At 40.4% G+C, this 24,046-nt stretch carries 24 protein-coding genes; 9 read left to right on the top strand and 15 right to left on the bottom strand.

Going from position 1 to position 24,046, the window contains the following annotated elements; translation table 11 throughout:
- Nucleotides 1-241 precede the first annotated feature (241 nt).
- The gene (locus BrL25_RS12835; RefSeq protein ID WP_018673669.1) at nt 242-967 is read right to left on the bottom strand and encodes a S24 family peptidase; all 726 of its coding nucleotides are present in this window, start codon (nt 965-967) and stop codon (nt 242-244) included.
- Between the two features lie 143 nt (nt 968-1,110).
- Between BrL25_RS12835 and BrL25_RS24800 the strand changes: the two genes are divergently transcribed.
- The 7 genes from BrL25_RS24800 to BrL25_RS12805 all read left to right on the top strand — a co-directional run bounded on the left by BrL25_RS24800 (nt 1,111) and on the right by BrL25_RS12805 (nt 4,929).
- Nucleotides 1,111-1,251, top strand: a complete 141-nt coding sequence (locus tag BrL25_RS24800) for a hypothetical protein (protein WP_018673668.1) — start codon at nt 1,111-1,113, stop codon at nt 1,249-1,251.
- A gap of 232 nt (nt 1,252-1,483) precedes the next feature.
- A complete protein-coding gene (locus BrL25_RS12830) occupies nt 1,484-2,584 on the top strand; it encodes a hypothetical protein (RefSeq protein WP_018673667.1) in 1,101 nt (366 codons plus the stop codon).
- Complete coding sequence (locus tag BrL25_RS12825) at nt 2,574-2,789, top strand: helix-turn-helix domain-containing protein (RefSeq protein WP_018673666.1); 216 nt, start codon at nt 2,574-2,576, stop codon at nt 2,787-2,789. The genes BrL25_RS12830 and BrL25_RS12825 overlap by 11 nt, the downstream gene beginning before the upstream one ends.
- Nucleotides 2,786-3,931, top strand: coding sequence for a tyrosine-type recombinase/integrase (locus BrL25_RS12820; protein WP_018673665.1), 1,146 nt, complete (start codon nt 2,786-2,788; stop codon nt 3,929-3,931). The genes BrL25_RS12825 and BrL25_RS12820 overlap by 4 nt, the downstream gene beginning before the upstream one ends.
- A gap of 45 nt (nt 3,932-3,976) precedes the next feature.
- Nucleotides 3,977-4,399: a hypothetical protein gene (locus BrL25_RS12815; RefSeq protein WP_018673664.1), complete on the top strand. Its 423-nt coding sequence runs from the start codon at nt 3,977-3,979 to the stop codon at nt 4,397-4,399.
- A gap of 27 nt (nt 4,400-4,426) precedes the next feature.
- Complete coding sequence (locus tag BrL25_RS12810; RefSeq protein ID WP_018673663.1) at nt 4,427-4,726, top strand: hypothetical protein; 300 nt, start codon at nt 4,427-4,429, stop codon at nt 4,724-4,726.
- 14 nt (nt 4,727-4,740) lie between these two features.
- The gene (locus BrL25_RS12805; RefSeq protein ID WP_018673662.1) at nt 4,741-4,929 is read left to right on the top strand and encodes a hypothetical protein; all 189 of its coding nucleotides are present in this window, start codon (nt 4,741-4,743) and stop codon (nt 4,927-4,929) included.
- 122 nt (nt 4,930-5,051) lie between these two features.
- On the opposite strand, the gene rlmD is transcribed toward BrL25_RS12805, so the two are convergent.
- Complete coding sequence (gene rlmD / locus BrL25_RS12800; RefSeq protein ID WP_018673661.1) at nt 5,052-6,692, bottom strand: 23S rRNA (uracil(1939)-C(5))-methyltransferase RlmD; 1,641 nt, start codon at nt 6,690-6,692, stop codon at nt 5,052-5,054.
- A 35-nt stretch (nt 6,693-6,727) separates the two neighbouring features.
- Nucleotides 6,728-7,618 carry a diacylglycerol kinase gene (locus BrL25_RS12795; RefSeq protein ID WP_018673660.1) on the bottom strand — a complete coding sequence of 297 codons (891 nt, stop codon included), beginning with the start codon at nt 7,616-7,618 and terminating at the stop codon, nt 6,728-6,730.
- A gap of 183 nt (nt 7,619-7,801) precedes the next feature.
- On the opposite strand from BrL25_RS12795, the gene BrL25_RS12790 reads away from it, so the two are divergent.
- Nucleotides 7,802-8,767 (top strand): ROK family glucokinase, encoded by a 966-nt coding sequence (locus tag BrL25_RS12790; RefSeq protein WP_018673659.1) that lies wholly within the window; start codon nt 7,802-7,804, stop codon nt 8,765-8,767.
- A 141-nt stretch (nt 8,768-8,908) separates the two neighbouring features.
- Here BrL25_RS12790 and BrL25_RS12785 read toward each other — a convergent pair whose 3' ends face one another.
- The 11 genes from BrL25_RS12785 to BrL25_RS12735 form a co-directional block, all read right to left on the bottom strand.
- Nucleotides 8,909-10,093, bottom strand: coding sequence for an ABC transporter permease (locus BrL25_RS12785; RefSeq protein WP_018673658.1), 1,185 nt, complete (start codon nt 10,091-10,093; stop codon nt 8,909-8,911).
- A complete protein-coding gene (locus BrL25_RS12780) occupies nt 10,086-10,820 on the bottom strand; it encodes an ABC transporter ATP-binding protein (RefSeq protein WP_018673657.1) in 735 nt (244 codons plus the stop codon). Before BrL25_RS12780 ends, BrL25_RS12785 begins: the two co-directional genes overlap by 8 nt.
- Before the next feature lie 249 nt (nt 10,821-11,069).
- Nucleotides 11,070-11,819 carry a sirohydrochlorin chelatase gene (locus BrL25_RS12775; protein WP_018673656.1) on the bottom strand — a complete coding sequence of 250 codons (750 nt, stop codon included), beginning with the start codon at nt 11,817-11,819 and terminating at the stop codon, nt 11,070-11,072.
- Between the two features lie 220 nt (nt 11,820-12,039).
- Nucleotides 12,040-12,384: a hypothetical protein gene (locus tag BrL25_RS12770; RefSeq protein ID WP_018673655.1), complete on the bottom strand. Its 345-nt coding sequence runs from the start codon at nt 12,382-12,384 to the stop codon at nt 12,040-12,042.
- Between the two features lie 318 nt (nt 12,385-12,702).
- Nucleotides 12,703-13,686, bottom strand: coding sequence for an ABC transporter ATP-binding protein (locus tag BrL25_RS12765; protein ID WP_018673654.1), 984 nt, complete (start codon nt 13,684-13,686; stop codon nt 12,703-12,705).
- Nucleotides 13,687-13,711: 25 nt separating this feature from the next.
- A complete protein-coding gene (locus BrL25_RS12760) occupies nt 13,712-14,500 on the bottom strand; it encodes an ABC transporter permease (protein WP_018673653.1) in 789 nt (262 codons plus the stop codon).
- 11 nt (nt 14,501-14,511) lie between these two features.
- On the bottom strand, nt 14,512-15,291 hold the full coding sequence (locus tag BrL25_RS12755; protein ID WP_018673652.1) for an ABC transporter permease: 780 nt from the start codon (nt 15,289-15,291) through the stop codon (nt 14,512-14,514).
- A gap of 185 nt (nt 15,292-15,476) precedes the next feature.
- Nucleotides 15,477-16,757, bottom strand: a complete 1,281-nt coding sequence (locus BrL25_RS12750; protein ID WP_018673651.1) for an ArsB/NhaD family transporter — start codon at nt 16,755-16,757, stop codon at nt 15,477-15,479.
- A 219-nt stretch (nt 16,758-16,976) separates the two neighbouring features.
- Entirely contained in the window at nt 16,977-18,494 is a 1,518-nt protein-coding gene (locus BrL25_RS12745; RefSeq protein ID WP_018673650.1) for an HlyD family efflux transporter periplasmic adaptor subunit, read from the bottom strand.
- 85 nt (nt 18,495-18,579) lie between these two features.
- Nucleotides 18,580-20,046, bottom strand: a complete 1,467-nt coding sequence (locus tag BrL25_RS12740) for an ABC transporter permease (protein WP_018673649.1) — start codon at nt 20,044-20,046, stop codon at nt 18,580-18,582.
- 119 nt (nt 20,047-20,165) lie between these two features.
- Nucleotides 20,166-20,849 carry an ABC transporter ATP-binding protein gene (locus BrL25_RS12735; protein ID WP_018673648.1) on the bottom strand — a complete coding sequence of 228 codons (684 nt, stop codon included), beginning with the start codon at nt 20,847-20,849 and terminating at the stop codon, nt 20,166-20,168.
- Between the two features lie 452 nt (nt 20,850-21,301).
- Here BrL25_RS12735 and BrL25_RS12730 point away from each other — a divergent pair, with 452 nt between their 5' ends.
- Nucleotides 21,302-22,519: an MFS transporter gene (locus BrL25_RS12730; RefSeq protein WP_018673647.1), complete on the top strand. Its 1,218-nt coding sequence runs from the start codon at nt 21,302-21,304 to the stop codon at nt 22,517-22,519.
- Between the two features lie 87 nt (nt 22,520-22,606).
- Here the strand turns inward: BrL25_RS12730 and gatB are convergent, their stop codons facing one another.
- Nucleotides 22,607-24,046, bottom strand: a complete 1,440-nt coding sequence (gatB, locus tag BrL25_RS12725) for an Asp-tRNA(Asn)/Glu-tRNA(Gln) amidotransferase subunit GatB (protein ID WP_018673646.1) — start codon at nt 24,044-24,046, stop codon at nt 22,607-22,609.

Here is a 24,046-nt window from a genome sequence, read left to right as displayed (position 1 = left end):
CATTGCTAGGAACTTAGTAAACAGTATCATCCTTATGATGTCAAAGAGAGTTTGTTGTCTTAGATAGAGTACTAAAAATAAATTCAGCCTTTACAACCTTAAAACTGGTCAATTTATTAATATAAACAGAATGCTTATTTATACGAACTGCACGAAGTCGACCGAGAGACGCTCTTGGCGGCTCTCGTATCTCTTGTATATTAATATAAACAAATTTTTTAATGGTATCTAAAATCTCATTTTAAAACTCTATTCTAGTAGCTGTTACTTTCCACATATGTTTTATTGCCATTTTCTCTATTTCTTGAGCTTCATAATGCGATCTTTCACTAATTAACATCACTTTATCTCCCATATTAATTACTCTCCTAATAACGTAATTTTCCTCATCACTTTCAGCCAAACTAACAAGTACAATATCCCCATTATTAATCGCTTTTCTATAATCGATACTAACAATCGATCCCTTAGGTATAACTGGTTCCATCGAATCATCTTTCATTTCAAAGCCAATTAAAGATAACAAAAACTCGGGACGAGATAAATCAGGGACCTCTTTTTTTACATCATCCAGATATTTTTTAGATTTCTCAAGAATTTCTAATGCTGAGTTATTATTAATTTTATTTACTGCATTTTTTAATTGTTCTTCTGGAAAGTATTTTTTCATTGTGAAAATCGTCATCTCTTTTAGTGTCATAGATACATTATGAATAAACTCCTTTATAAAATCTGGAGCTTTTTCAATGTAACCTTCATATCGAAACTTCTCTACATCACCTCCACAAACCTTTGCTAATGCAACATTAACCTCATCAGAAGCTGGCGCTTGCTTTCTGGTTTGTAACTTACTAATGTAAGATCTATTAATTTTTACTCCGTATTCATCTTCACATCTATTAGCTATTTCTTGAAGTGTTAATCCACTTTTTTCAATCATGTCTATAAGCATTTTATAATAGTCCATTGGATTTCTCCTTATTTAAAAACGATTAAAATGTGATTTTTAAATCACACTGTTGACAAATTAATATCAACATTATACCATGAAATTATAGATGATATTTTCATCAACATAAGTTACAAAAAAGTAACAAAGAGGGTGATTAAATGAAAACTAACCAACTTAATAAATTATTCAATGAGATCGAAAAGTACTTTCAGGCACTCTCAAAAACTAGAGCTATTCAAATTTCATTGGAGAAAAAAATCAAAATGCAGGTGGATCTAGCCCGGCAAGCCATGAAATGAGCGCAGCCGATACCAGTGTGTAACGCTGGCTTGGCCTTGATATGGAGAGGCGAGATGTGCCAGGCTGGTTTAGCGGACAGGTCGCTTTTTGACCTGGCTGATAAGCCTTGTCCTGCACACTCGCAGAGGCTCCATGTCAGGGCTGAGGCGTTAGCCCCTTGGTTCCACCGAGGTTGCCCAGCACCCATATAACATGCTGGGCTGTAATTACAACCAAAGTGAGGTAGATGCCTTGATACTGAAAGCAATTGACACAATCGAACTTGGATTAATAGTAGAAGATTATCAAACTGCTTTTTCTGCTTATCTTGAGCAATTTGAAAAACTAAAAAAAGCTGCTCAAGAATCAATGGATATCCAAACCATCTCGATTGGTAACCTTGTACTCACCGTTGAGCGAACCGGTATTCCTTTTTACACTTACAAATTAACTAGTAAAGACTTTTCTATCTGCTTTGTAAAAACCGAGATGAATTCTAATCCACCTATTGTAGTTAAATTCTTCTCTGAATATTTATGGTCATACGGTTGTAAGCAAGCTTATCAAAATTTCTTGAACTGGTTTTCTAATTTTGATGCGATTCTATTGACTAATAAACTTTCACGCACTGATATTTGTGTGGATACCGATGAGGTAGTTTTCAAGCAAATTGATTCTAAAGGAGTGGTTTCTAGAGCAAGAAAAAAAGAAGAACGATTCGTTCCAAGTGAATTTTCTGAGGGTCGTGAATTTAGTGGTCTAAAGATCGGAGCGAGAGGCAGTTTGCACTGTCGTATCTACAACAAGCTTATAGAGTTAACTGTGTCTGGGAAAACATGGTTTAAACAAATTTGGCAAGAAAACGGCTGGGATGAATCAAAAGTTGTTTGGCGAGTTGAATTTGAAATAAGAAGGCATATTTTAAAACAATTTGCTATTAACACCATAGAAGAATTGCTTCAAAAGGAGGATAGATTGTGGGCATATCTTACTGGGGAATGGCTTTCTATTAGACAACCTTCAAAGGACAATGTTAGTAGATGGAAGGTTAAGAGAAAATGGAAGATCATTGAGAGCGCAGGACTGAATTATCAGCCTTCCCCACTAGTTAGAAAAGTAATTAAACAAGGGAACCTCTTACAATTACTGAATCAAACTGCTGGGCTAATGTTGTCTGTAGCAGCACTTAGTAAGCACGATAATATTGAGGACACCAGTAAAGTAATTCAATCATGGGTCGAAGTAAAACTATCCCATAAAAACTCAACGTTCAATCAAGAAATGCATCTAAGAAGAGATAGATACTTATTACCTAATCAAAATGAACATGGAGAGATGGAAAATGATCAATAATACCCAAACGAAAAAAATTGAAGATTATCCCTTGGTTTTAAATGCTTCAGATTTGTCAGAAATAATTGGTGTATCTAAACGTGTGGCTTATGAGATCATGGAGCGAAATAACTTCCCTCTTATTCGTATAGGTCGATGCAAACGAGTTGCTAGAGACTCATTCTTTTCTTGGCTCAATATGCAATCTGGTAACTCAATCGTATGAAAGGATACTTTAGAAAACGTGGTAACACATGGTCGTTCACTGTAGATATAGGAAGAAAACCAGATAGCTCCAGAGAGCAAAAAACAAAAGGCGGTTTCAAAACAAAAAAGGAAGCTGAAAAAGCATGTGCTGAATTAATTACCCTTATTGGAAGAAATAATTACATAGAACCATCCAAAAAAGCGATATCTGACCTTATGCTCGAATGGTTAGACTATCAGTTAAAGGCTACTTTACGTTTATCCACTTATGAAAACTATTCAAAAGCTATTTTAAAACGCCTAATCCCTGCATTTGGACATGTTAAATTAGGAGAGTTAAAACCGGTACACATCCAAAAATACTATAAAAGACTTCAAGATGAAAACCTTACTCCGGAGTACATCACATACTTACATGCAATTATGCGAAGTTTTATGAAGTATCAGATTAGGATACAGAATATTCAATCTAATATTTTTGATTTGGTTGATCCACCTACCATACGAAAAAAAGAAAAGGTAGTGTGGTCAATTGAAGAAATTAATCGCTTTCTAAGTATAGCCAAAGAAGAAAAAAATCATAACTTTTACATGATTTATCTCATTGCCATCTATACAGGATTACGTAGAGGTGAGGTTCTAGCCTTACGTTGGAAAGATATTGATTTAACAAATGGAAAACTCAGTGTTTGCCAAAATCTCTATTATTCGAAAGGGGGTGAATTTCATTTTTGGGAGCCAAAAACAGGTCGCTCTAATCGTCTCGTATCCATTCCTGAATCCTTGGTAAAAGAACTTCAAGTCCATAAAGAATTACAACAACATCATATAACTAAAGTCGGAGAAATCTATGACGATCTTGGTCTAGTCATTGCAAATGAGTTAGGAGTTCCTATTCATCCAAGAAGCCTAACAGATAATTTTAGAAGACTAATAAAGAAAAGTAATGTTACTAAGATTAGATTTCATGATTTACGACATACTCATGCAACAATCCTTTTACAGTTGGGTGAACATGTAAAAATCGTATCTGAGCGTCTTGGTCATTCTGATGCCTCCATGACAATGAATGTTTATAGTCATGTCACTAGGGATATGCAAGAGCAGACAGCTAGAAGATTTGAAGAAGCCATGAAATTAAAAAAGCTCATTGAGTTTTAAACATTACTGATTTTCTACTAATTAAATAATGATGGAGGTAATTAAATGAGCAATAGAGTAAAATTTCTTTCAACAATTTCTGAACATGGGTTTGATATTAATAAGCCCTTCGATATCAGATGCTCTGGAAATGAAAACGGAGTAACCCTTTCCATATTAATTCAAGGAGATGAGAAAAATCATTGGAACTCAGATATTAGACTGGCCGCAATAAAGCAATTGATCTGGGAGCTAGACATAAAAAGTGAGTGTAACGCGGATTATAATATATTCCAAAAATATATGTTAACGATACTAGACTCAATAGGAAATGTAATTAGTTGGGCTACTCCCTATGATGAAGAACGCAATATAGAAAAAGTAAAACGTTTTATAGAAGATTCCTTAGTAACAAAAATTGTGGAAGACGCTACTCAAGAAGGATTAATTGATCAATATGACGATGATGATATTGATTTCTCTCTTTGAAAGTTATTGGAAGGAGTTGATTCTACAATGAATCGTGAACAAGCAATTTTTATCGAGTTAATGATGGATCTAGATTTTTTCGGAGCAACAGAGGCAATAATTTTTGCGTTTGATGATTTCATTCGGAATTTTGATATAAAACAACTTTCTGATTTAGAAGTTCATCAAAGAGCGAAGGAATGTTTATTACGATACCAATCTGTACTTTTGAAAGATGATTTTCTTTATGAGAAACGACAAGATGTTTTAGAAAAACTAGATTTAGAAGATGCAGTTTGGGAGTTTTTAGATGAAGATAACAAACCTACATTTGAACAAAAAATTTAAAGGAGTGTCCCCTAATGAATACAGTTAAAGTAATACGCGATGGAAAGTGGACTGAAGTTGAAACATATGAAATTATTAAAGGTGAAAAATTTCGTATGATAGAACCTTCAGGAAAGATTTTCTCGGAGATGTTAGCAACTAGTGCTCCTATGTTAAAAGATGGGACATGGGTAATAGATGCCCAACTTATAAAATTCTTTTAACTGCAAATCTACATGCTAAAAAACTATATATTTAAAGCTTCTGTGGTCAAAATGTGGTCATTCTCCCTATCCTACCAAATAATCAAAACAAAAAACCCTTGTATCCCAAGGGTTTTCGCCATTTACTTCAACGTAAGCAAAGCCACACTCTCAACATGCCCCGTATGCGGAAACATATCCACCGGCTGCACTTCCACAACCTCATACTTCTCCGCTAACACCTTCAAATCCCGCGCCAACGTAGACGGATTACAGGACACATATACCACTTTCTTCGGCTGCATTTGCAAAATGGTTGTTAATAAGGCCTCGTCGCAGCCTTTGCGCGGTGGGTCAACGACGATCACATCAGCGACAATCCCTTGCTTGCGCCAGTTGGGAATCACGACCTCGGCGGGTCCCACTTCAAAGCTTACGTTGTCCAAACCATTTAGCTCCGCATTTTTTTTCGCATCAGCAATGGCCTCTGGTACAATTTCTACACCGTACACGCGCTTGGCCTTCTGAGCTAGGAACAGCGAGATTGTTCCGATACCGCAATAGGCATCAATTACGGTCTCATCTCCTTCTAACCCTGCGTATTCCAGTGTTTTGCTGTACAACACATCTGTCTGTTCGGGGTTCACCTGATAAAAGGAGCGGGCCGAGATTGCGAACTTAATTGGTCCAATATAGTCGTAAATAACGTCATCGCCCCACAGCGTGAAGGTTTGGTCTCCAAAAATAACGTTGGTTCTGCGCTCGTTAACGTTTTGGACGATACTTTTCACTCCTGGTAATTCCGTACGGATAAGCTGGATGAGCTGTTCTCTCTCTGGCAGGAATGCTTCTGTCGTGATGAGCACTACCATGAGGTCTCCTGTTTTGGCACCTACTTTTGCTACTACATGGCGTAATAAGCCTGTGTGCTTTGCCTCGTTGTATGGTTCAATTCCTAAGCGTTCTGCGATTCGCTTCACTTTTGCTACCACTTCATCGTTGGCTTGATGCTGGATCAGGCATTCGTTGATATCGATAATATCATGTGATTTTTCTGCATAGAAGCCACCGATTAACGCGCCATTTTCCTCTCCAATGGGCACCTGTGCCTTGTTACGGTAACGCCACGGGTCTGTCATTCCTAGGGTAGGAAGCACCTTCACAGCCTTTGCTGGTTCAGCGTTATGCGATGTAGCTAGGGATGGATTAGAGGAGGCTTTGTCAGAAGGAGATGCTTCACCATTCGTCGTTCCTACTGCTGTTGCCTCTTTACTGGATACTGCATTTGTTGTCGTGCTCTGTCCATGTGCCAAAGCATCTGCTTCCCGTTTTCCAGCCAAGCCCTTCTGCTCCTCACCCTCGATTGAGAATCCACCAATTCGGCGCAGGTTATCCATGACGATTTGTTGCTTGTGTCGTAGTTGCTCGCTATATATTAGGTGTTGTAAGGAACAGCCGCCACAACGATCGTAGACCGGACAGGGTGGCTCCTCTCTATGATGGCTTGTAGCTGTTATTTCGAGCAGCTGAGCATAGCCAAAGTTCTTTTTGGCATGAATGACCTTTGCTTTGACGGTTTCGCCAGGCAATGCACCTTTTACAAACAAAGTATAGCCGTTATATCTACCGACCCCTTCCGCTTCATGGTTAAGACCAGTAATTTCTATGTCCACTACCTGCTCCAGCTGTACAGGGTAATTCTTAGGCTGTTGCTCCTTTGATCGATTCGTTTCTTTTCTCTGTTTATTACCGCGTTGCGATTTTCCTGTTCCTGATTTTCTCACTCTGTCTAGCTCCTTTAATATTGCATAAATCTATGTCATGGTACAAAAATCTCAAAATGATTGGCAAGGGTGTAGCACTCGCAAGGTAGTTCTCCACCCAATTCTCCATCCAGATTTAAAAGTACCTGTTGTTTGTCCTTGGTTGTTGCTTTGATATAATCCGATTGAAAATATAAAACATGGGGGTCTTTGATGTGGTCTCCTTTAATGGCCATACTAACGATACGTACGATTTCTGGCAATGTCGCCTTTTTTAAAACGATACAATCGAGCTTTCCATCTGAGAGACTAGCTGCAGGAGCTATTTTTTCAAAGCCACCTACAGAATTGCTATTCGAAATGAGAAAAAGCATAACTTCCTCATCGACCATGACCTGATTACGTGTCTCGATACGAATATGTGTTGGAGTGATAAACGGAAGCTTTTCTATTCCTTTTAAATAGTAGGCAAGCTGACCTACCACGGTTTTTAATTTACTTGGCACTTCATAGGTGAGTTCGGTTAGTGTTCCACCGCCAGCTATATTAATGAAATAACGGTCGTTCATTTTGCCAACGTCCATCTTTTGGGTGCGACCGGCTGCGATGATTTGACTTGCTTTTTTTAACGATTTTGGTATACCTAAGGCCCGGGCAAAATCGTTGGTTGTACCAGCAGGGATAATGCCAAGCTTAGGTCTATTTTTCTTTTCCGCCATGCCATTGATTACTTCATAAATAGTGCCGTCCCCACCGGCTGCGATGACAAGGTCAAATTGTCTGGATACGGCTCGGGCAGCCTCTCTGGTAGCGTCCCCTTCCCCTTTGGTAGCATGACAAGAAGTTTCATATCCGGCCTTTTCCAGCGTCTCTAAAATCTCTGGCAACTGACGGCGAACAGCTTCACGCCCCGAGGTCGGATTGTAGATTAGACGTGCTCTCTTCACTCGCGTCCCCTTCTTCCGTTACGTATATATTTTCGAATTTTATCATGATACCATACCCATCATATCCTGTATGACCATTTTTGGGAATCATTATGCGGTTTGTCACATGATTTTGCCTATTTTATCCCCTCTGCTCATGGTACTATTAGTGAAAAGATGACTTGTGCGAGGGGTGTATGAAGTTTGACGAAGCGTATGATTGTAGGAGTGGATATCGGGGGAACCACGATTAAGATAGCTTTACTAGATCCTAACGGGAAAATTATTACAAAAACCCAAATACCTACTCCTGTTCCTGAGGGAGAAGATGCGATTATTCAGCAGATGACAAGTACAATCGACCAACTGATGGCCGAGCAGGGCTTCACCAAAGAAGACGCCTATGGGATTGGTATCGGAGTTCCTGGGCCGGTAGATACGGACACGGGCTTTGTATATGAAGCGGTGAATCTTGGTCTAAAGGATACTGCGTTGAAGGCTAAAACAGAAGCTTTGACTGGTCTACCCACATATGTAGAAAATGACGCCAACGCAGCCGCTCTCGGTGAAATGTGGTGTGGTGCTGGACAAGGAACAGATAACCTGGTTGCTATTACACTCGGTACAGGTATTGGCGGAGGAATTATTATCGACGGCAAGATCGTCCATGGTGTAAAAGGAGTCGGTGGCGAAATTGGTCACGTAACTGTTAATCCAGATGGTCCACTATGCAATTGCGGTAAAAAGGGCTGCATGGAGCGATATGGTTCAGCGACAGCGATTATTTTAGGGATAGAAAAAGCGGCGAAGGAAGGACGCAGTACGTATTTAGCTAAGCAGCTAGCAGAGAAAGGCTCCTTAACTGCCAAGGATGCCTTTGATGCAGCGGCAGAAGGAGATATAGCAGCTCAAGAGGTCATTGACCAGGCTGCGTTTTACACCGGATTTGGTCTGTCTCACATAGCTAACCTACTGAACCCTGCCAAAATTGTGATCGGTGGCGGTGTATCCGCAGCAGGTGATGTTCTATTCAGGCTGATCCGTAAGTCTTTTGATTCCTACACATGGAAAATTGCCGCAGATTCATGCGAAATTCTGCCGGCTACACTTGGAAATGATGCGGGTGTAATTGGGGCCGGCTGGCTAGTAAAGCAGGGGCAGTCCGTGTAAATTGAGTAGCTTTTTCTATCAATAGCTGATAGATATAGACAAGCGCTGGACTTGTTATCCTGATTCTGTGATTTGAGCGAAGTCCTGCTGATTGGTTGTAACTATAATACAAGCTTGGCTCCGCTAAGAGCCAAGCTATTTTTATTTCACTAACAAATTCTCCCGTTTAAAGAACTTCGCTGCCACCTTAATGGCTATGATTACATAGCAAAGCGAGGTGAACACTACTAGAAGGGCATGCATAGGTTGGAGCTCCCCATAGAAAATCTCTTTAAAAATCGCCACCCCATTAAAGATCGGCAACATATAGTACGCATATGGAATGTCAATCGGATTAAGAGGCATCATCAGGTAAGCAGGTACTAATCCTACCAAGACAAGTGGGGTCATGTATGTCTGCGCTTCCTTAAAGGATTTAGCAAAAGAACTAATACTTAACATGATGCCAGCAAACATAGCCGAAAGTAATATGAGCACCACAAACAACACGATGATCGAGCTAGTGGTGAAAAATTGCAAGGAGAGTCCTCCAGCATCGTGATTCATTGAGATAAACGAAAAAATTAACGAAACACTAATCACCGAAGCTAGCGAACTGACGCCACTCATGATCATGACGGTAAATAACTTCGCTGTTAACACGCTATTAGCGGTTATCGGGGCACTTATCAGTGTCTCTAACGTACCTCGTTCCTTCTCTCCCGCAATTAAGTCTGTGGCAGCTGGTAAGCCCCCAGAGATTAAAGAAGCAATCATGAGGATAATCAGAACTCCAGATAAAATACTACCAGACACCTTTTCATCGCTTGCTACGCTTTCAAAATTGGTATGCATTGGTTCGATCGCTTCAATCGACAAGCCCACATGCTGCAAACGCTTAGAGACAACTTCTCTTTCATATTCCTTTATGGATTTTTCAATTAACGTTTTGGCGTAAGTAGACTTTTGATTAGAAGGATCATACCAGACGGTGATATCAACAGCCTCACCAGCTTGGAGCTTACTCTGCAATTGCTCCGGCAATTTTATGAAAGCTCTCGCATTACCATTCTTAATTGCTACTAAAGGATCTTCTACCTGAATCATTTTTACACTATCATTTTTTTGTAAGATTTGTACAAAGGGATGCTGACTATCTGCATTAACAATCAGCGGCACGAAGGATTGTGCTTCTTTGGCTACTCCATTCATAGAAAATGACATTAGAAATACAAATAATGGTACAACTACCAATGGTATGACTAAAGCTCCGATCCACGTTTTGCGGTCCCGTATGAGGTCCGTCATTTCCTTTTGAAAAACAATCCAGATATGCTGTCTATTCATTTTCTTTCTCACCTCCGACCGCTCGCATAAAGATGTCGTCCATATCCTGTAGATCATAGCGTTTACGCAAAGCCGGGATCGTCCCTTCTACAATCATCTTCCCTTTATGCATGATTGTTACTCTAGAGCATAGCTTCTCTACTTCCCCCATGTTATGTGTGGAAAATAGTATCGTTTTATTCTGCTGTTGTAATTCTTTAATTAAGCGTCGAAATACACTAGCTGCTGTAATATCTAAACCTGTAGTAGGCTCGTCAAACAAAATTACCTTTGGATCATGCACTAACGACCTCGCAATCGCTACCTTCTGTCGCATTCCTCGGGAAAAAGGACCTACACGACGATCCAAGAATTCACTCATGTCCAATTGCTTACTAACCTGTTCAATTCGCTGATCTAAGAGCTTCTGATCCAACCCATGTAGCTTCCCTATGTATTGAATATTCTCCCTTGCTGTCAACCTAGCGTATAGCTCCACATCTCCGCCGAACAACAATCCAATGCGTTTACGGACTTCCATCGGATGTGTTTTAACTGAGTAACCATCCATGATAATATCGCCGTTGGTAGGGGTCAAAATTGTTGCCATCATGCGCATCGTGGTAGTCTTACCTGCTCCATTTTCCCCTAGAAGCCCCAGTACCTCTCCTGGTCGACATAGTAGTGAAAGCTGATCGACAGCAACGACATCTTTAAATGCTTTTGTCACACTCTGTACTTCAATCATAGATACCCTCTCTTTCTGAAAACAAACGCGGTTCTACCTCATTCTACTCGTTTTCCCCGACTTCTTCATTTTATGTAAGCATTCCTTTGCATTGTGACTACAACATCATTTTTTCATAAATAAGTACAACCAATCCTTGCATGAATCATTGTTGCACTTCTCCTATTTTACATCAAGTTTCTCCTACTGCCTTACACAAGAAAAAAGAAGGCCTCTGTTGTTGAGCCTTCTTGTAGATTATTCTATCTTCTACGCATTATGCACCTGTTCATCTACAACTTCTTGTAACCATTTCGCTACAAAAGGATGTGGCAGGTATGTTTTACCACTATAGGCATAGTTTAAGCCATCCAAATTGGAGGGGATGACCTTCTTAGTGAAATATCCTTCGCTCAAGAATAACGGGATAACAATTGTTCTGCCTTGATTGATTGCTTCTTCTGCCCGAGAGCGAAGATTGTCCGGATGCAGAGTTCCATAGGTAGCCTCAGAGAATTTCAAGCGTTCCTTCAAAGTCTGTGTCATACTCTGTAATACTTCTTCCCACTTCCGATGATTTTCTCCTTCGTCTGCTCCATGTCCAACTAGGAACAGGATCTCTTCTTGTGGGTCCGAGGAAAGCTCGCGAATCCGCTCTTCTAAAATATCCAAAATAAACGGGTGATCGTTCATTGGTGGGCAATAGATCATTTCCATTGTTGTGTGTAATCGTTCCCACTCATCATCCAATTTATTATCGGTAGCACCTAACAAATAGCCGATCTCATCAATATGCGTACTGCCTTCTGCAACAAAGAGGGGAATCGCAATGACTTTTTCTACACCGCGAGCCTCAAGTTCTCGTAGACCATCCTCAACAAGGCGTCCTTCTACCATTTCCAGAAAACAGGTGGTGTAAGGTACCCGGATGTCTAAACTAGCAACTGCCTGATCCACAAGCTCCACCCATGCTGCACTGCTGGAACCATGACCTATAATGAGTACTCCGACTTGTTTCATTCCGTGCTTCGCCCCTCTATCTATGTCGTTTCTTGTTCACGATTGTATATGATTAACCGCTAAATAAGAATAGTTATCAAGTAATACAAATTCTATTATGCAAAACTTCGAGGGGAACTGCAATAATTCAAGTGCTGTAAAAACGCATTGTCACAAAAATGTGATATTTTAGCCCAGAATATGTACGATTTCTACTCTGTATCGACGACAATTTGACATCTCATACCAAAGAGGAATATTCTTCTTTCCACTTTTCTATAGAAAACGTTGTAAATAACGTAGTGAACGATTCCGCATCGTTAAAATAGTGGCGAGATTCTTTTGCCTGAGGATTTTGTTCTAAAAAGAGAGTAGCTGCTATTTGATTTACAGGTACCCCTTCCTTCTCCTGATCGTACACTCCTTGTTGGGCTAGAAGCTTCTCGAAAAAACGGACATAGGTAACAGTAAGCGTTTTCGTTTCTTTTCCTACTTGATAAATGACAACTGATCGCTCAAAGGTGTCCGCAGGTGATCCCCCTTTTCCAGCGGGCACGCTTTCCCCTATAACAGACAGAATTTTCATTATCTCTTCCCCTTTTTTATTCGCACACTCGTAGACCCATATTCTATATTATAGAATAGAGTGATTATTTCCACAAACTAGTTCATTCCTTTTTAACCCATTACAAGGGCCTTTACATGTCCAAATGTCTAGTTTGAGCAATTTTTTAGCAGGAAATTTATTGCAAAAAAAGATTCAACTATTTAGGTTTACATCTGACCTTGCTAAGAAGTAAAGGGAGGTTCTTGTCGTCATGTGCACATGATAAAGCTGTAAACCGACAAACAAGTGACCCCTTAGCAAAGCATGTCATTTCTTGGGAAATAAATCCGACATTTCTCAGGTCACAGTCAATGGTCTTTCATATACCTTCCGAATTAGCTCCTCCACCTCTGCTTCTTGCATGGATATATCACCAACTTCTCCCCATCTACCAACACTAGTAAGTAAGTCTATAGCAGTAATCAAGCGTTTGTCATAAAGAAACGTTACTTGTTTATCAATCACTTCATAGGTAACACCTGCTGGCAATGGCAGTGGATGAGGAATGTCCTTATACTCAATCTGTAACATACTAGGTAATCCAATCTGCTCACGTAGCTGATCCATACTACCATCTGAGATAATCGTACCATGGTTGATAATCATCACTCTGGAACAGATAGATTCTATATCATCCATGTCATGTGTGGTGAGTAAGATCGTTTTCTGTTCTTGTTTATTGATCTGTTGTAAAAAGCTCCGAATATTGGTTTTCGCTACCACATCCAGCCCAATTGTTGGTTCGTCCAAAAATAATACATCCGGATTATGTAACAAAGCAGCTACCAGATCAGCTCTCATACGTTGCCCTAGTGATAGTTTACGTACAGGTGTATCAATAAACTCTTCTATATGTAAAAGATCATCATATTGCAATAAACGAGAGCGATACTGTGCCTCCTCAACCTTGTACATTTCCTTGATAATTTCAAAAGAATCACGAACAGGCAGATCCCACCACAGTTGAGTACGTTGCCCAAAAACTACACCAATCTGATGAGCTAGTTTTTTGCGCTGACGCTCTGGATGTAGCCCGCTAACCCTGATTTCACCGGAAGAAGGATGCAGAATGCCACAAAGCATTTTAATGGTTGTGGATTTTCCCGCTCCGTTTGGTCCAATGTAGCCGACCGCTTCTCCCTTGCCAATCTCAAACGAAATATCATGAACAGCATGCACAATTCGCCTCTCCCGTGAAAAGAGACTGCGAATAGAGGAAAACCGCCCCGTTTTTGGTTTCGCCAGCTCAAAATGTTTATAAATTCCTCGTGCTATGATCATCGTAATTCCCCCTTTCCATCTTTTATTAATTGCCCGTACTGTGGTAATGTCTGATACCAAAATTCCAAAAGGAAATTGCCGCTCCAAGGAAAACAAGGGCAACAAGTGGACTAATCAATACTTGTATCCAGTTCCCTCCCTTATCTAGTAAGTAGGAAAGAGCTGTGTAGTTCACAAAAGCAATCGGCATCAGTGTAAAGAACAGTGTCTTTAACCATCCCGTATATAAGCTAATAGGATATTTAGACGCATTCATTGGAGCATAGAATAAAAACACCTGTAAATCACTGATTCTTCCCATCCAAAAGCTACATGTAGCCACGATCAGCGATAAAGAAAAGCAGATAAATGCCCCTCCCATTATGATAATAGGCAACCACATCAGGATACTTGTGACATCCTGCCCCTGCCTCACTAGCTGAATCAGAGAGTAGCCACAGACAAGCATACCTTGTCCCAATTGACCTAGTCTTCCAATATCAATATTACGGCTTAATAACAACATTAATGGAGAGAGGGGGCGAATTAATAAACTATCGAATTCTCCCTGTAAAATGTATCTTTCAAACTCATGTATTTCGGAAGCAAACATTCGAAACATCGCCTCTGAAATGGTAGCACAACCAAAAATTAAACCTAGCTCATAGAGGGTCCATCCTTGGATGTCAGTAAACTTCCATAATAACACTGTTATTCCAAGAAAATCGACTAAAAGTAAGAGTCCTATCATCAAATTAGAGATAATGAAATTCCATTTATATTGCATACGCGAGCGGATACTTGCTCGTAATAATCGTCCATAAATTCTTAGCATCGCTCTCCCTCCTAACCACCTTGGACTTCCAAGTGTTTTTGTGCCAGCCTAGCCAAGATCATATTACATAAGGTTAACAAGATAACCCATACCACCTGGATAAAGATCGCCTGTGGGCCCTGCTTTTCTAGTAGGATCATGCTTGGATAATAAAGAATACCTGCATAGGGGAAGTAAGATAGGATCATTTCCAAAGAACGGGGAAAAAACTCCAAAGGTAGCATTTGACCACCTAGTAATAGCATTAAGGACTGATTAAAATAGTGAGCCCATTTTACTTCGGTACTCCAAAAAGCTAAAATGCCTACCATGAAATATAAATTAAGACCAATACCAACCGCACAACATGCCGATAAGCCAAACCATACTATGGTTATGAAATTCGTAGGTACGTAAAAGCCAACAACACAAGAAAGAATCAGATAAATCGGAAGAAAACGGTGAAAAAAATTATAAACAATCCGGCCTATTTCCTGACTCACTGTATAAAAATAAAAATGAATGGGTTTCATGATATGTAGGGAGATTTGTCCCGTACGAACCCATTCAGGTATAGAAAGTCCTGGAGTTAGAAAAGTAGTGATCCATAGCATACATTGGGTGAGAACTAAATAAAAGAGAACATCATGTAAAGCAAGAGGACTGAGCGCTTCTTTGCCATTCATGACGCCTGTCCAAATCGCCATCATGACAAAACCAAAAATACAGCTTCCTATCGTGTTAATAAAATGAGCCATGCGATACTGAACGTTTGCTTTGTAGGTTTTAATAGCCAGTACATAATAAACCATAGCCTCCCTCCTTTACTTACCTGTGTTGTTATTCAGAAAAATTAGTCAAGAGTTTCATATTAGCAAAATCTATTTTTTTTGTAAAGAAGAAGGTAAGATCCCGTTAGAAGTAGAAAAGCCTACCTCGTCTAATAACGAAGTAGGCTTTGTTTGCTTACATTCACATAACAACTTTCAGTCAAACGCTAGATTAAATAGCGGAGGTAAATATACAGGGTTGAAATCACGATGGATAGAATCATCAGTGGAAAACCAATTTTCAAAAAGCCAAGGAATGTTATCTTTTCTCCTTCTTTAGCCGCAATACCAGCTACGATCAAGTTAGCACTCGCTCCAACTAGAGAACCATTACCACCTAAACATGCCCCTAGTGCCAGACTCCACCACAAAGGTTCCAGATTGTCTATACCCATTCGTCCCATCTCCTGAATCATTGGGATCATGGTTGCAACAAACGGAATATTGTCCACGAAAGCAGATGCAATCGCACTCAACCACAGGATTAAAAGAGCAGTTGCCGTAACGTTTCCTTTCGTTAGATTGACCGCTTCCTGCGCGAGAGATGCAATAATTCCTGTCTCGACAAGTCCTGAAACGAGTACAAACAACCCTACGAAAAAGAAGATCGTTGTCCACTCTACCTTGGTTAAGGCTTCCTCTAAATAATGCTCGCCCGTAATTAATAACAATAAAAAGGCACCGACTAACGCTACTGTAGCTGATTCAAGATGAAGTACTTGGTGTAAGAAGAATCCAATAATCGTCAGCGCTAAAACGAACAGTGATTTTACTAATAACGTTCGATCTGTTATTTCAGCAGCAGCATCCAGCTTCATGAGCTTTTGGCGCAGTTCTTCTTGCGTATGCAATTGCTTACGGAACATAAAAGCAAGTACCACAATCGTGACCACAGCTATAAACATAGAGATAAGGGTCAAATTATTGATAAAGGCCACGAAGGAAAGCTCCTTAACAGCACTTCCAATCATGATATTAGGCGGATCACCGATCATTGTTGCTGTACCTCCGATATTTGACATCAGGATTTCTGACATCAGATACGGAAACGCAGATACCTTTAATTTTCGAGTAATACTAAACGTAACAGGTACCATCAGCAAGACAGTAGTCACGTTATCTAAAAAGGCAGAACCTACAGCAGTAATGAGCGATAACGCAATTAAAATATACAGTGGGTTTCCCTTTGCCTTTTTCGCTGCCCAGATCGCAATAGCTTTAAACAATCCTGTCTTGGCTGTAATCGCAACAATAATCATCATTCCGATCAATAACCCAAGCGTATTAAAATCAATATGGTGTAATGCGGTTTCTTGGCTAACAATTCCTAGCATAACCATACATACTGCCCCCACCATCGCAATAATGGTGCGGTGAATTTTCTCTGAAATGATAATGGCATACGTAACCAAGAAGATTACAAGTGCAATGATCGCCTGTTGTTCCATATCTGCCTCCCCTAAGCATTCTTGTACCTTCTGTTAAATGATTTGTCCATTTTTCTAATCCGTCATCCATTTTACCTAATATCTACTATAATCTCTAGGCTTTATAGGTAAAAAAAACCTGCAAAGTACCGTTTTTTCTTTCCAAGAAAGGAAAAAGCGAACTCTGCAGGCTAGTATCGTACTCTACATGACTACCTTTTATATTAGTGGTTACTTTCTCTACATACCCTCTGGATTCGTGAGTACTACTTCATCTCCATCTTTCAAACCGCTCACAATCTCCACATATTCGGCGCCTTCAATACCTATTCCCACGTCTTTTGGCATCGGGTTTCCACTTGGGTCCTTGACCATAACCGTACCTTTGCCTTCTTCCATTACTTCTACAGCATTAACTGGCAAACGCACCGCATTCTCTTTCTTATTGATATAGATATCACAATCACCGCTCATACCATGCTTCATTTGACTGCTATCCTCAACAGCAATTTTCACTTCGAAACGAACCGATTTGTCCTGCTTGCTTCCCTCTTTCGGTAGTTCTGTTACCGTACCTTTAAATGCTTTTGTTCCAAAGGCTGTGATAAATACATCAACATTTTGTCCCACTTTGACCTGTGGGAAATCCAGTTCATCAACAGCTGCTTTAAATGTGACAGAAGAAGTATCCATGATGATAGCCGCAGGATCACTGCCAAGCGCTTCTCCTACTTTCACATTCAATTTCGTAATCTCACCGCTAATCGGAGCAACTACTCTTCGTTTGGATAAATCACGCATCTTTTGGTCCATACCAAGCTGCGCTTCTTTCCAGTTTAATTCTTTCTCTTCAATTTCTGTTTTATCTGCTTCTCTATCCATTTTCGCTAAGAGCTGATTTTTTTTTATGGTATCTCCTTTTTTAAACAGGACCTCACCAACTTTACCTGTAGTACCCGCCAAAATTTCGATATCATCTGCTTTGGTAAAAGGAGAATTTCCCTGACTTGCGTATTTCAATCCTTTAGCATCCGTATATTCAACAGAACCAAGGTCATTTACATACAAGCCTCCTGTATTTTTGACCAATACGTCAACAGCATGCTGAGCCATTTTTCCGTCTTGCTTGGTTCCTTCCATATCAATACGGTCGATTTCACCATCTACATAAGTCATTGAGCTTGGTAAAAATACCTTCACTTTCTGCCCTTCCCGTAACAATTCAGCTTCGTAAGGGGAGAAGTAACCTGTAATCTTTATATAATTGGGATCGGTTACCTTGGCTATCACCGTCTCAGGTGATACACTGTCCCCACGTTTAACCGATATTTCTTTGACAACTCCACCTGCATTAGCCTCAATACGGTCTTTTCTATCTTTCAAATCCTTTATTTCTTTCTGCATACGGGCCATCGACAATTTTTGTTTCTCGATTTCGAAGCCAGCATCTGTAGCCTCCATGGTAAATAACAAATCGCCTTTTTTAACACGCTGCCCTTCCTTAACAGCCAGACTCTCTACTTTACCACTTACATCTGGCTTCACTTCCTGACGAGCCGTAGCTTCAACTGTACCTGTCGAATACACTGTTTTCTTCACTTCACCCAAATCTACCGCTACAGTCTGAAGTGCAGGTGGTTCAACAACTTCCTGTGATGCATCCGTAGCAGGAGCAAAATATTTATACCCTCCATAGCCGCCACCCGCTAGTACGAGCACGGTGATGGCTGAAATAATCATTTTTTTCTTAATAGCCATGCGTTAATTCCCCACATTTCTTCCATTTATATTTAAAATACCTTTCTTTATCAAAACAATCACCTAAGCAATAATTACAGAAACGCTACTGAGAGCGAATAGCCTCCAATGGGCTTAGACGGGATGCCCGGATGGCAGGAAGAATCCCCGCTAATAACCCGATAACAACCGAGAATAGAATGGCAAATATAGCAAGAGACGGAGGTACCAATGCAATTTGTGTTACTACCTCTTCTTCTGGTCCCATGCCTCTTCCCATTCCCATTCCAAAATTACTTAAAACATCGCTATTTTTACCGAGATAATTGATGATCGCTACGGCTCCATAAGCAAGACCTAAACCAGTCAGTCCTCCGATTAAACCGATTGAACCTGATTCAATCAAAAAGAGCCAACGAATATTATACACGGTAGCACCAATAACCTTCATAATCCCAATTTCCTTGGTTCGCTCCAGAATGGACATGATCATGGTGTTTACTATACCGATCGTTGCAACTAATAAAGAGATAGCTGCGATACCACCAAGCACTAATTGAATAACAAAGAAAAACTTATTTAGTTCAGCAAGCTGACGTGCTGGCGAATAGTTCTCATAGCCGATTTTTTGTAAATCCTTAACGACCTGCTCTACTGCTTCCCTTGATCCTACCTTTACATTGATTGAATCATATTGCAGAGCTGGCTTCTGATTGCGATTTTTGGAACGGTTCGGTTTGCTGCCACCCATTTCCATATCATAGTCGCTTTGTTCTCTCTTTTGTTCCATCCAGGTATTCAGCTCATTAACCATCTTCATAGGTACATAAATAGTGCTACCTCGATAGCTCTTTTCATCCTTTTGCATCTGACCGACGACGCGAACACGTATTTCCTTCTTTTCAAACTTAGGTTCGTTGTCGATCGTGTATTCTCGTCTTAGTTCTAACATCGCCGTTTTCCCAACCATCTCTATGATTCCCGATTCTCCAGAGCCACCCATTTCATATCTGGCTCTATTTCCACTCTGGTTAGCATTGCGTTTTCTAGCTTCACGGCGGTCCTTCTCCACATCTCTCATTTGTCTTGGTATTTCGTAGGAGATCACGATTTCATTGTTTGCCCCAGTTAGATACTCACCCTTTTCTAGCTCCTTTGATCTCACAGGTGCTTCTTGTTGTGGATCAACCCCAATGATTTGGAAATGCTGTGCCTCTCGACGCCCTAGCTTTAAGACGGCATTTCCCATAAATTCTTTATGTGGCATAACGGCCTCAATCCCAGGAATAGCCTTTATTTCCGGTATACTTTTACTATCTAAGCGTTTCATTTGATCTGGCGTTCTCTCAGTGGTTCCATCTGGCATCAACCAAGCTGGATACACTTCAAGCTCAGTTAAATTACCGAAGTTTTCTAGACTTTTAACAGCATTCTCTTTTAGACCAATACTAAGAGATAGCATGGTCACAATAGCAGCGGTACCAATCATAACCCCAACCGATGTCAGCACCGTCCGAAGCTTCATACGCCAAAGATTGCGCCAGACGATACGTAGCGAATCAAGCAGTTTCACAAATTACACCTCATTTTTCCCCTTGCCTTTTTACCAGATAAGAGCAAATAAATTCTAGTCTCTATTACGCGAAAGCTCAGGCTAGTCATCCTCGTAGGCCTGAGTATTGCCACATCCCTTTATTGCTGAATGTAGCCATCCCGTAGAAAAATTGTCCGATCAGATTGGCTTGCAACCTCCTGATCATGTGTGACAATCACAAAGGTTGTACCACTTTCCCGATTCATTTGACGCATGAGCTGTAAAATTTCTTCCTCTGTTGCTGTATCCAGATTCCCGGTTGGCTCATCCGCAAGAACAATTCCCGGTTCATTGACCAAGGCCCGCGCAATACTGACACGCTGTTGCTGACCACCACTTAGCTCATTAGGCTTATGATGCTCTCGCTTTTCCAGTCCCACTTGGTTTAACATCGCTATCGCTTTTTCACGTCGTACACGAGGACTTACTCCAGAAAAAACGAGCGGTAGTTCCACATTTTCAACTGCTGTCAAATTAGGCAAAAGATTAAACGATTGAAACACAAATCCTAAGCAACGCCGTCTAAACAAACATAGCTGATTCTCGTTAAACTTAGAGATCTCTTCCCCATTTACATGAATCGTTCCTTGTTCGGGACGTGTTAACCCAGCCATCAGGTTAAGTAGCGTTGATTTCCCTGAACCTGATGTTCCGCATAACGAAATAAATTCGCTTTTTCCAATATGCAGGTTGATATCATGTAAAACGGGGACCTGAAACTTACCTGCCTTATAAAAATGATTGACATCTCGTACCGTTAATTCACCGATGCTATTACTCACTTTCTCTTCACCTCATAGCTTCCCTCTTCCTAATATTTTAGATAATTTTTCCACTATTCAAAAAATGTCATCCTCCAAAAAGTAAGATTGTTGTTTTGACTACGCATGTACAGGAAAAAGTTTCTCTTTGAAAAGACGCTTTAGTAGACCAAAAAGTAACATTTTTTCTTGAACTCTACTAATTTTTTGTTGAGAAATGCTGGAATTAATAGCTCATACCATTAGCTATTAATAGGACGATGGTAATACATGATTGTTACAAAAAATCAGTTTTATTCTTTGACATGTTTACTGTTCATTGCTACACTGTATCAAATACCTGAAAATTCATGATACGGAGTCGATACCATTGTAAAACCCTTTTCAAGAAAAAGAAAAAACAAATGGAAACTTAGTTTGTTGAAGACAGAATAGCTCTGTCTATCTTTCTCATGAAAAGAGGTTTTTTTGTCATGCTTACCAAACAAGTACGCTTTCTTTGGGTTGGCCAAATGCTTGCCAACGCTGGCGACGTTTTTTATATTATCTCTCTGCTTACCCTCGTTTTTGAAATGACACATTCCGCTGTCTATACCGGCTTCGTACCGCTTACCATTATCCTAGCGCAGACAGTGAGCAGTTTTTTCGCGCCCCTTATGCAACGCCGTTTTTCCCTATCTACCCTACTGTTTTTGTCTCAATTTGCCAAAACATTATTTTTAGGTCTGCTTGTTTTTGTAACGCAATGGTCGTCTTTTCCGTTGCTTGTAAGTTTAGGTCTCGCCTCTTTGATTTCCTTTTTGGACGGATGGGCTACTCCTGCTCGTAATGCCCTGCTACCACGAATAGCACAGCCTGTACATCTGCTGCGATTAAATAGTTTGTTCGCAACCACCGATCAAGTGATTCAATTTGTGGGTTGGGCACTAGGGGGAATGCTCGTAGCTTTTTTAGGAATCACATACCTTTTTGCTGTTAGTCTTGGATTATTCATCATTTCAACAATCTGTATGGCTTATCTACATGATCCTATCTCTCAAGCAACAACAAGTGCTGATGGCTCTTCCAAAAAAGAAGCACTACTTCGCGGCTGGAATTATATCCTCCATTCCCGCACGCTCCTTACACTCACTTGTATGGATGTTCTAGAATCCTTGGCAGGGGCCATCTATGTAGCTGCCATCATGCTATTTTATGTGTCTGATGTTCTAGGCAAAGGTCAAGAATGGTGGGGATATCTCAATGCCAGTTACTTTGTCGGTATGATTGTCGGAGGCTTGTTATTAGTAGTTATTGCGACTCGTGTATCTCGTTATTTTCTTTCTTTTTTACTAGGAGCTGGGCTATTCTCTGCCCTAATAACACTAGGCTTTGGAGTTACGCATAGCGCCTGGATTGCCTTATTCCTATCATTTTTATTGGGACCTGCCACACAGATTCAATATGTCAGCAAGCAAACCTACTTTCAAAGAAGCGTGGACCCTCTCTATTTGCCTAACGTTCTATCGGCAAAAAGTACAGTGGAATACGTGGGCTACGGCTTATCAGTTCTAATCCTGACCAACGTGGTTGCGATATATGGTGCGGCTATGGCCTATCTAGTAGCTTCGAGTATACTTACTACGAGTATGTTACTCGGATTTATCATGCGCCGAGCATTTAAGATTGAGCTACAGAAGTTGAATGGATAATAGGTAGAACATAGAAACAAACAAATACACAAAAGCTCCTCTTCCTGTCATAGTAAAGCTATCGAGAGAAAGAGGAGCTTTTTTCATTTACAATGCTTCTAGTGATTCTACCAACAATTTATTGACCAGACCTGGATTTGCTTTTCCTTTCGTCTGCTTCATAACTTGGCCCACTAAGAAACCAATTGCCTGTTTTTTACCTGCTTTGTAATCTTCTACCGATTGTTGATTAGCCGCAATGATTTCATCGACGATGCGTTTCAATTCGCCTTCATCGCTAATTTGCACCAATCCTTTTTCTTCAACAATGGTTGCCGGGTTCTTGCCTGTCTCCACCATTTCTGTAAAGACTGTCTTGGCAATTTTAATTGAAATGGTTCCCTTTTCGATCAGCTTCACCATTTCTCCCAAACCTTCAGGCGTCATTTTCACGTCTGAGAAGTCCAGATTGTTTGCATTTAGGTATCCAAACAGATCCACCATTAAAAAGTTAGCAACCGTCTTTGGATCGGCACCTGTTGCTACTGCGGCGTCAAAGAAATCTGCTGATTCACGTGTCATAGTTATAACTTCCGCATCAGATGTAGACAATCCATATTGCTCAATATAGCGTGCCTGACGAGCATCTGGCAATTCAGGGATAGAGGCCTTAATACGCTCAATCCATTCGTCAGTAATCGTAACGTTAACCAGATCAGGGTCTGGGAAATAACGATAATCATGCGCTTCTTCTTTAGAACGCATTACGATGGTTTTTTTATTAGCATCATCCCAGCGTAGCGTTACCTGTTTAATTTCTCCGCCGTTTTGGATTACTTCTTCCTGACGTTTCACTTCATATTCCAAAGCAGCCTGTACATTGCGGAAGGAGTTCATGTTCTTCAATTCCGTTTTTGTACCTAATTTGGTCTCTCCTACAGGACGGATTGATACGTTAGCATCACAGCGAAGGGAGCCTTGCTCCATTTTCACATCAGATACTTCCGTATATTGAATGATTGCTTTTAACTTCTCCAAATAAGCTTTGGCTTCTTCTGGTGAGCTAATGTCTGGCTCTGTAACAATCTCTACTAACGGCACACCTACACGGTTGTAGTCCATCATTGTACCGCTTCCGTATTCGCAGTGCGTCAATTTACCAGCATCTTCTTCTAAATGGAGACGATTGATACGGATACGCTTGGTTTTGCCATCTACTTCAATATCAATCCAACCGTTCTTACCCACTGGTTGGTCAAACTGTGAGATTTGATATGCTTTAGGAAGATCAGGGTAAAAATAATTTTTACGATCAAATTTTGTATCACGCGAAATTTCACAGTTAATCGCTAAGGAAGCCTTCACCGCGAATTCTAATGCTTGTTGATTCAGTACTGGCAATACACCCGGATGTCCTAAACAAATAGGGCATGTGTGTGTATTAGGCGGAGCACCGAATTCGGTTTTGCAACCGCAGAAAATTTTACTATTGGTCGATAGTTCAGCGTGAACCTCTAAACCAATGACCGTTTCGAATTTTTGGCTCAT

This window comes from Brevibacillus laterosporus DSM 25, from assembly GCF_002706795.1.
Lineage (GTDB): Bacteria > Bacillota > Bacilli > Brevibacillales > Brevibacillaceae > Brevibacillus_B > Brevibacillus_B laterosporus.
This window is presented reverse-complemented; position numbering and strand designations above follow the sequence as displayed.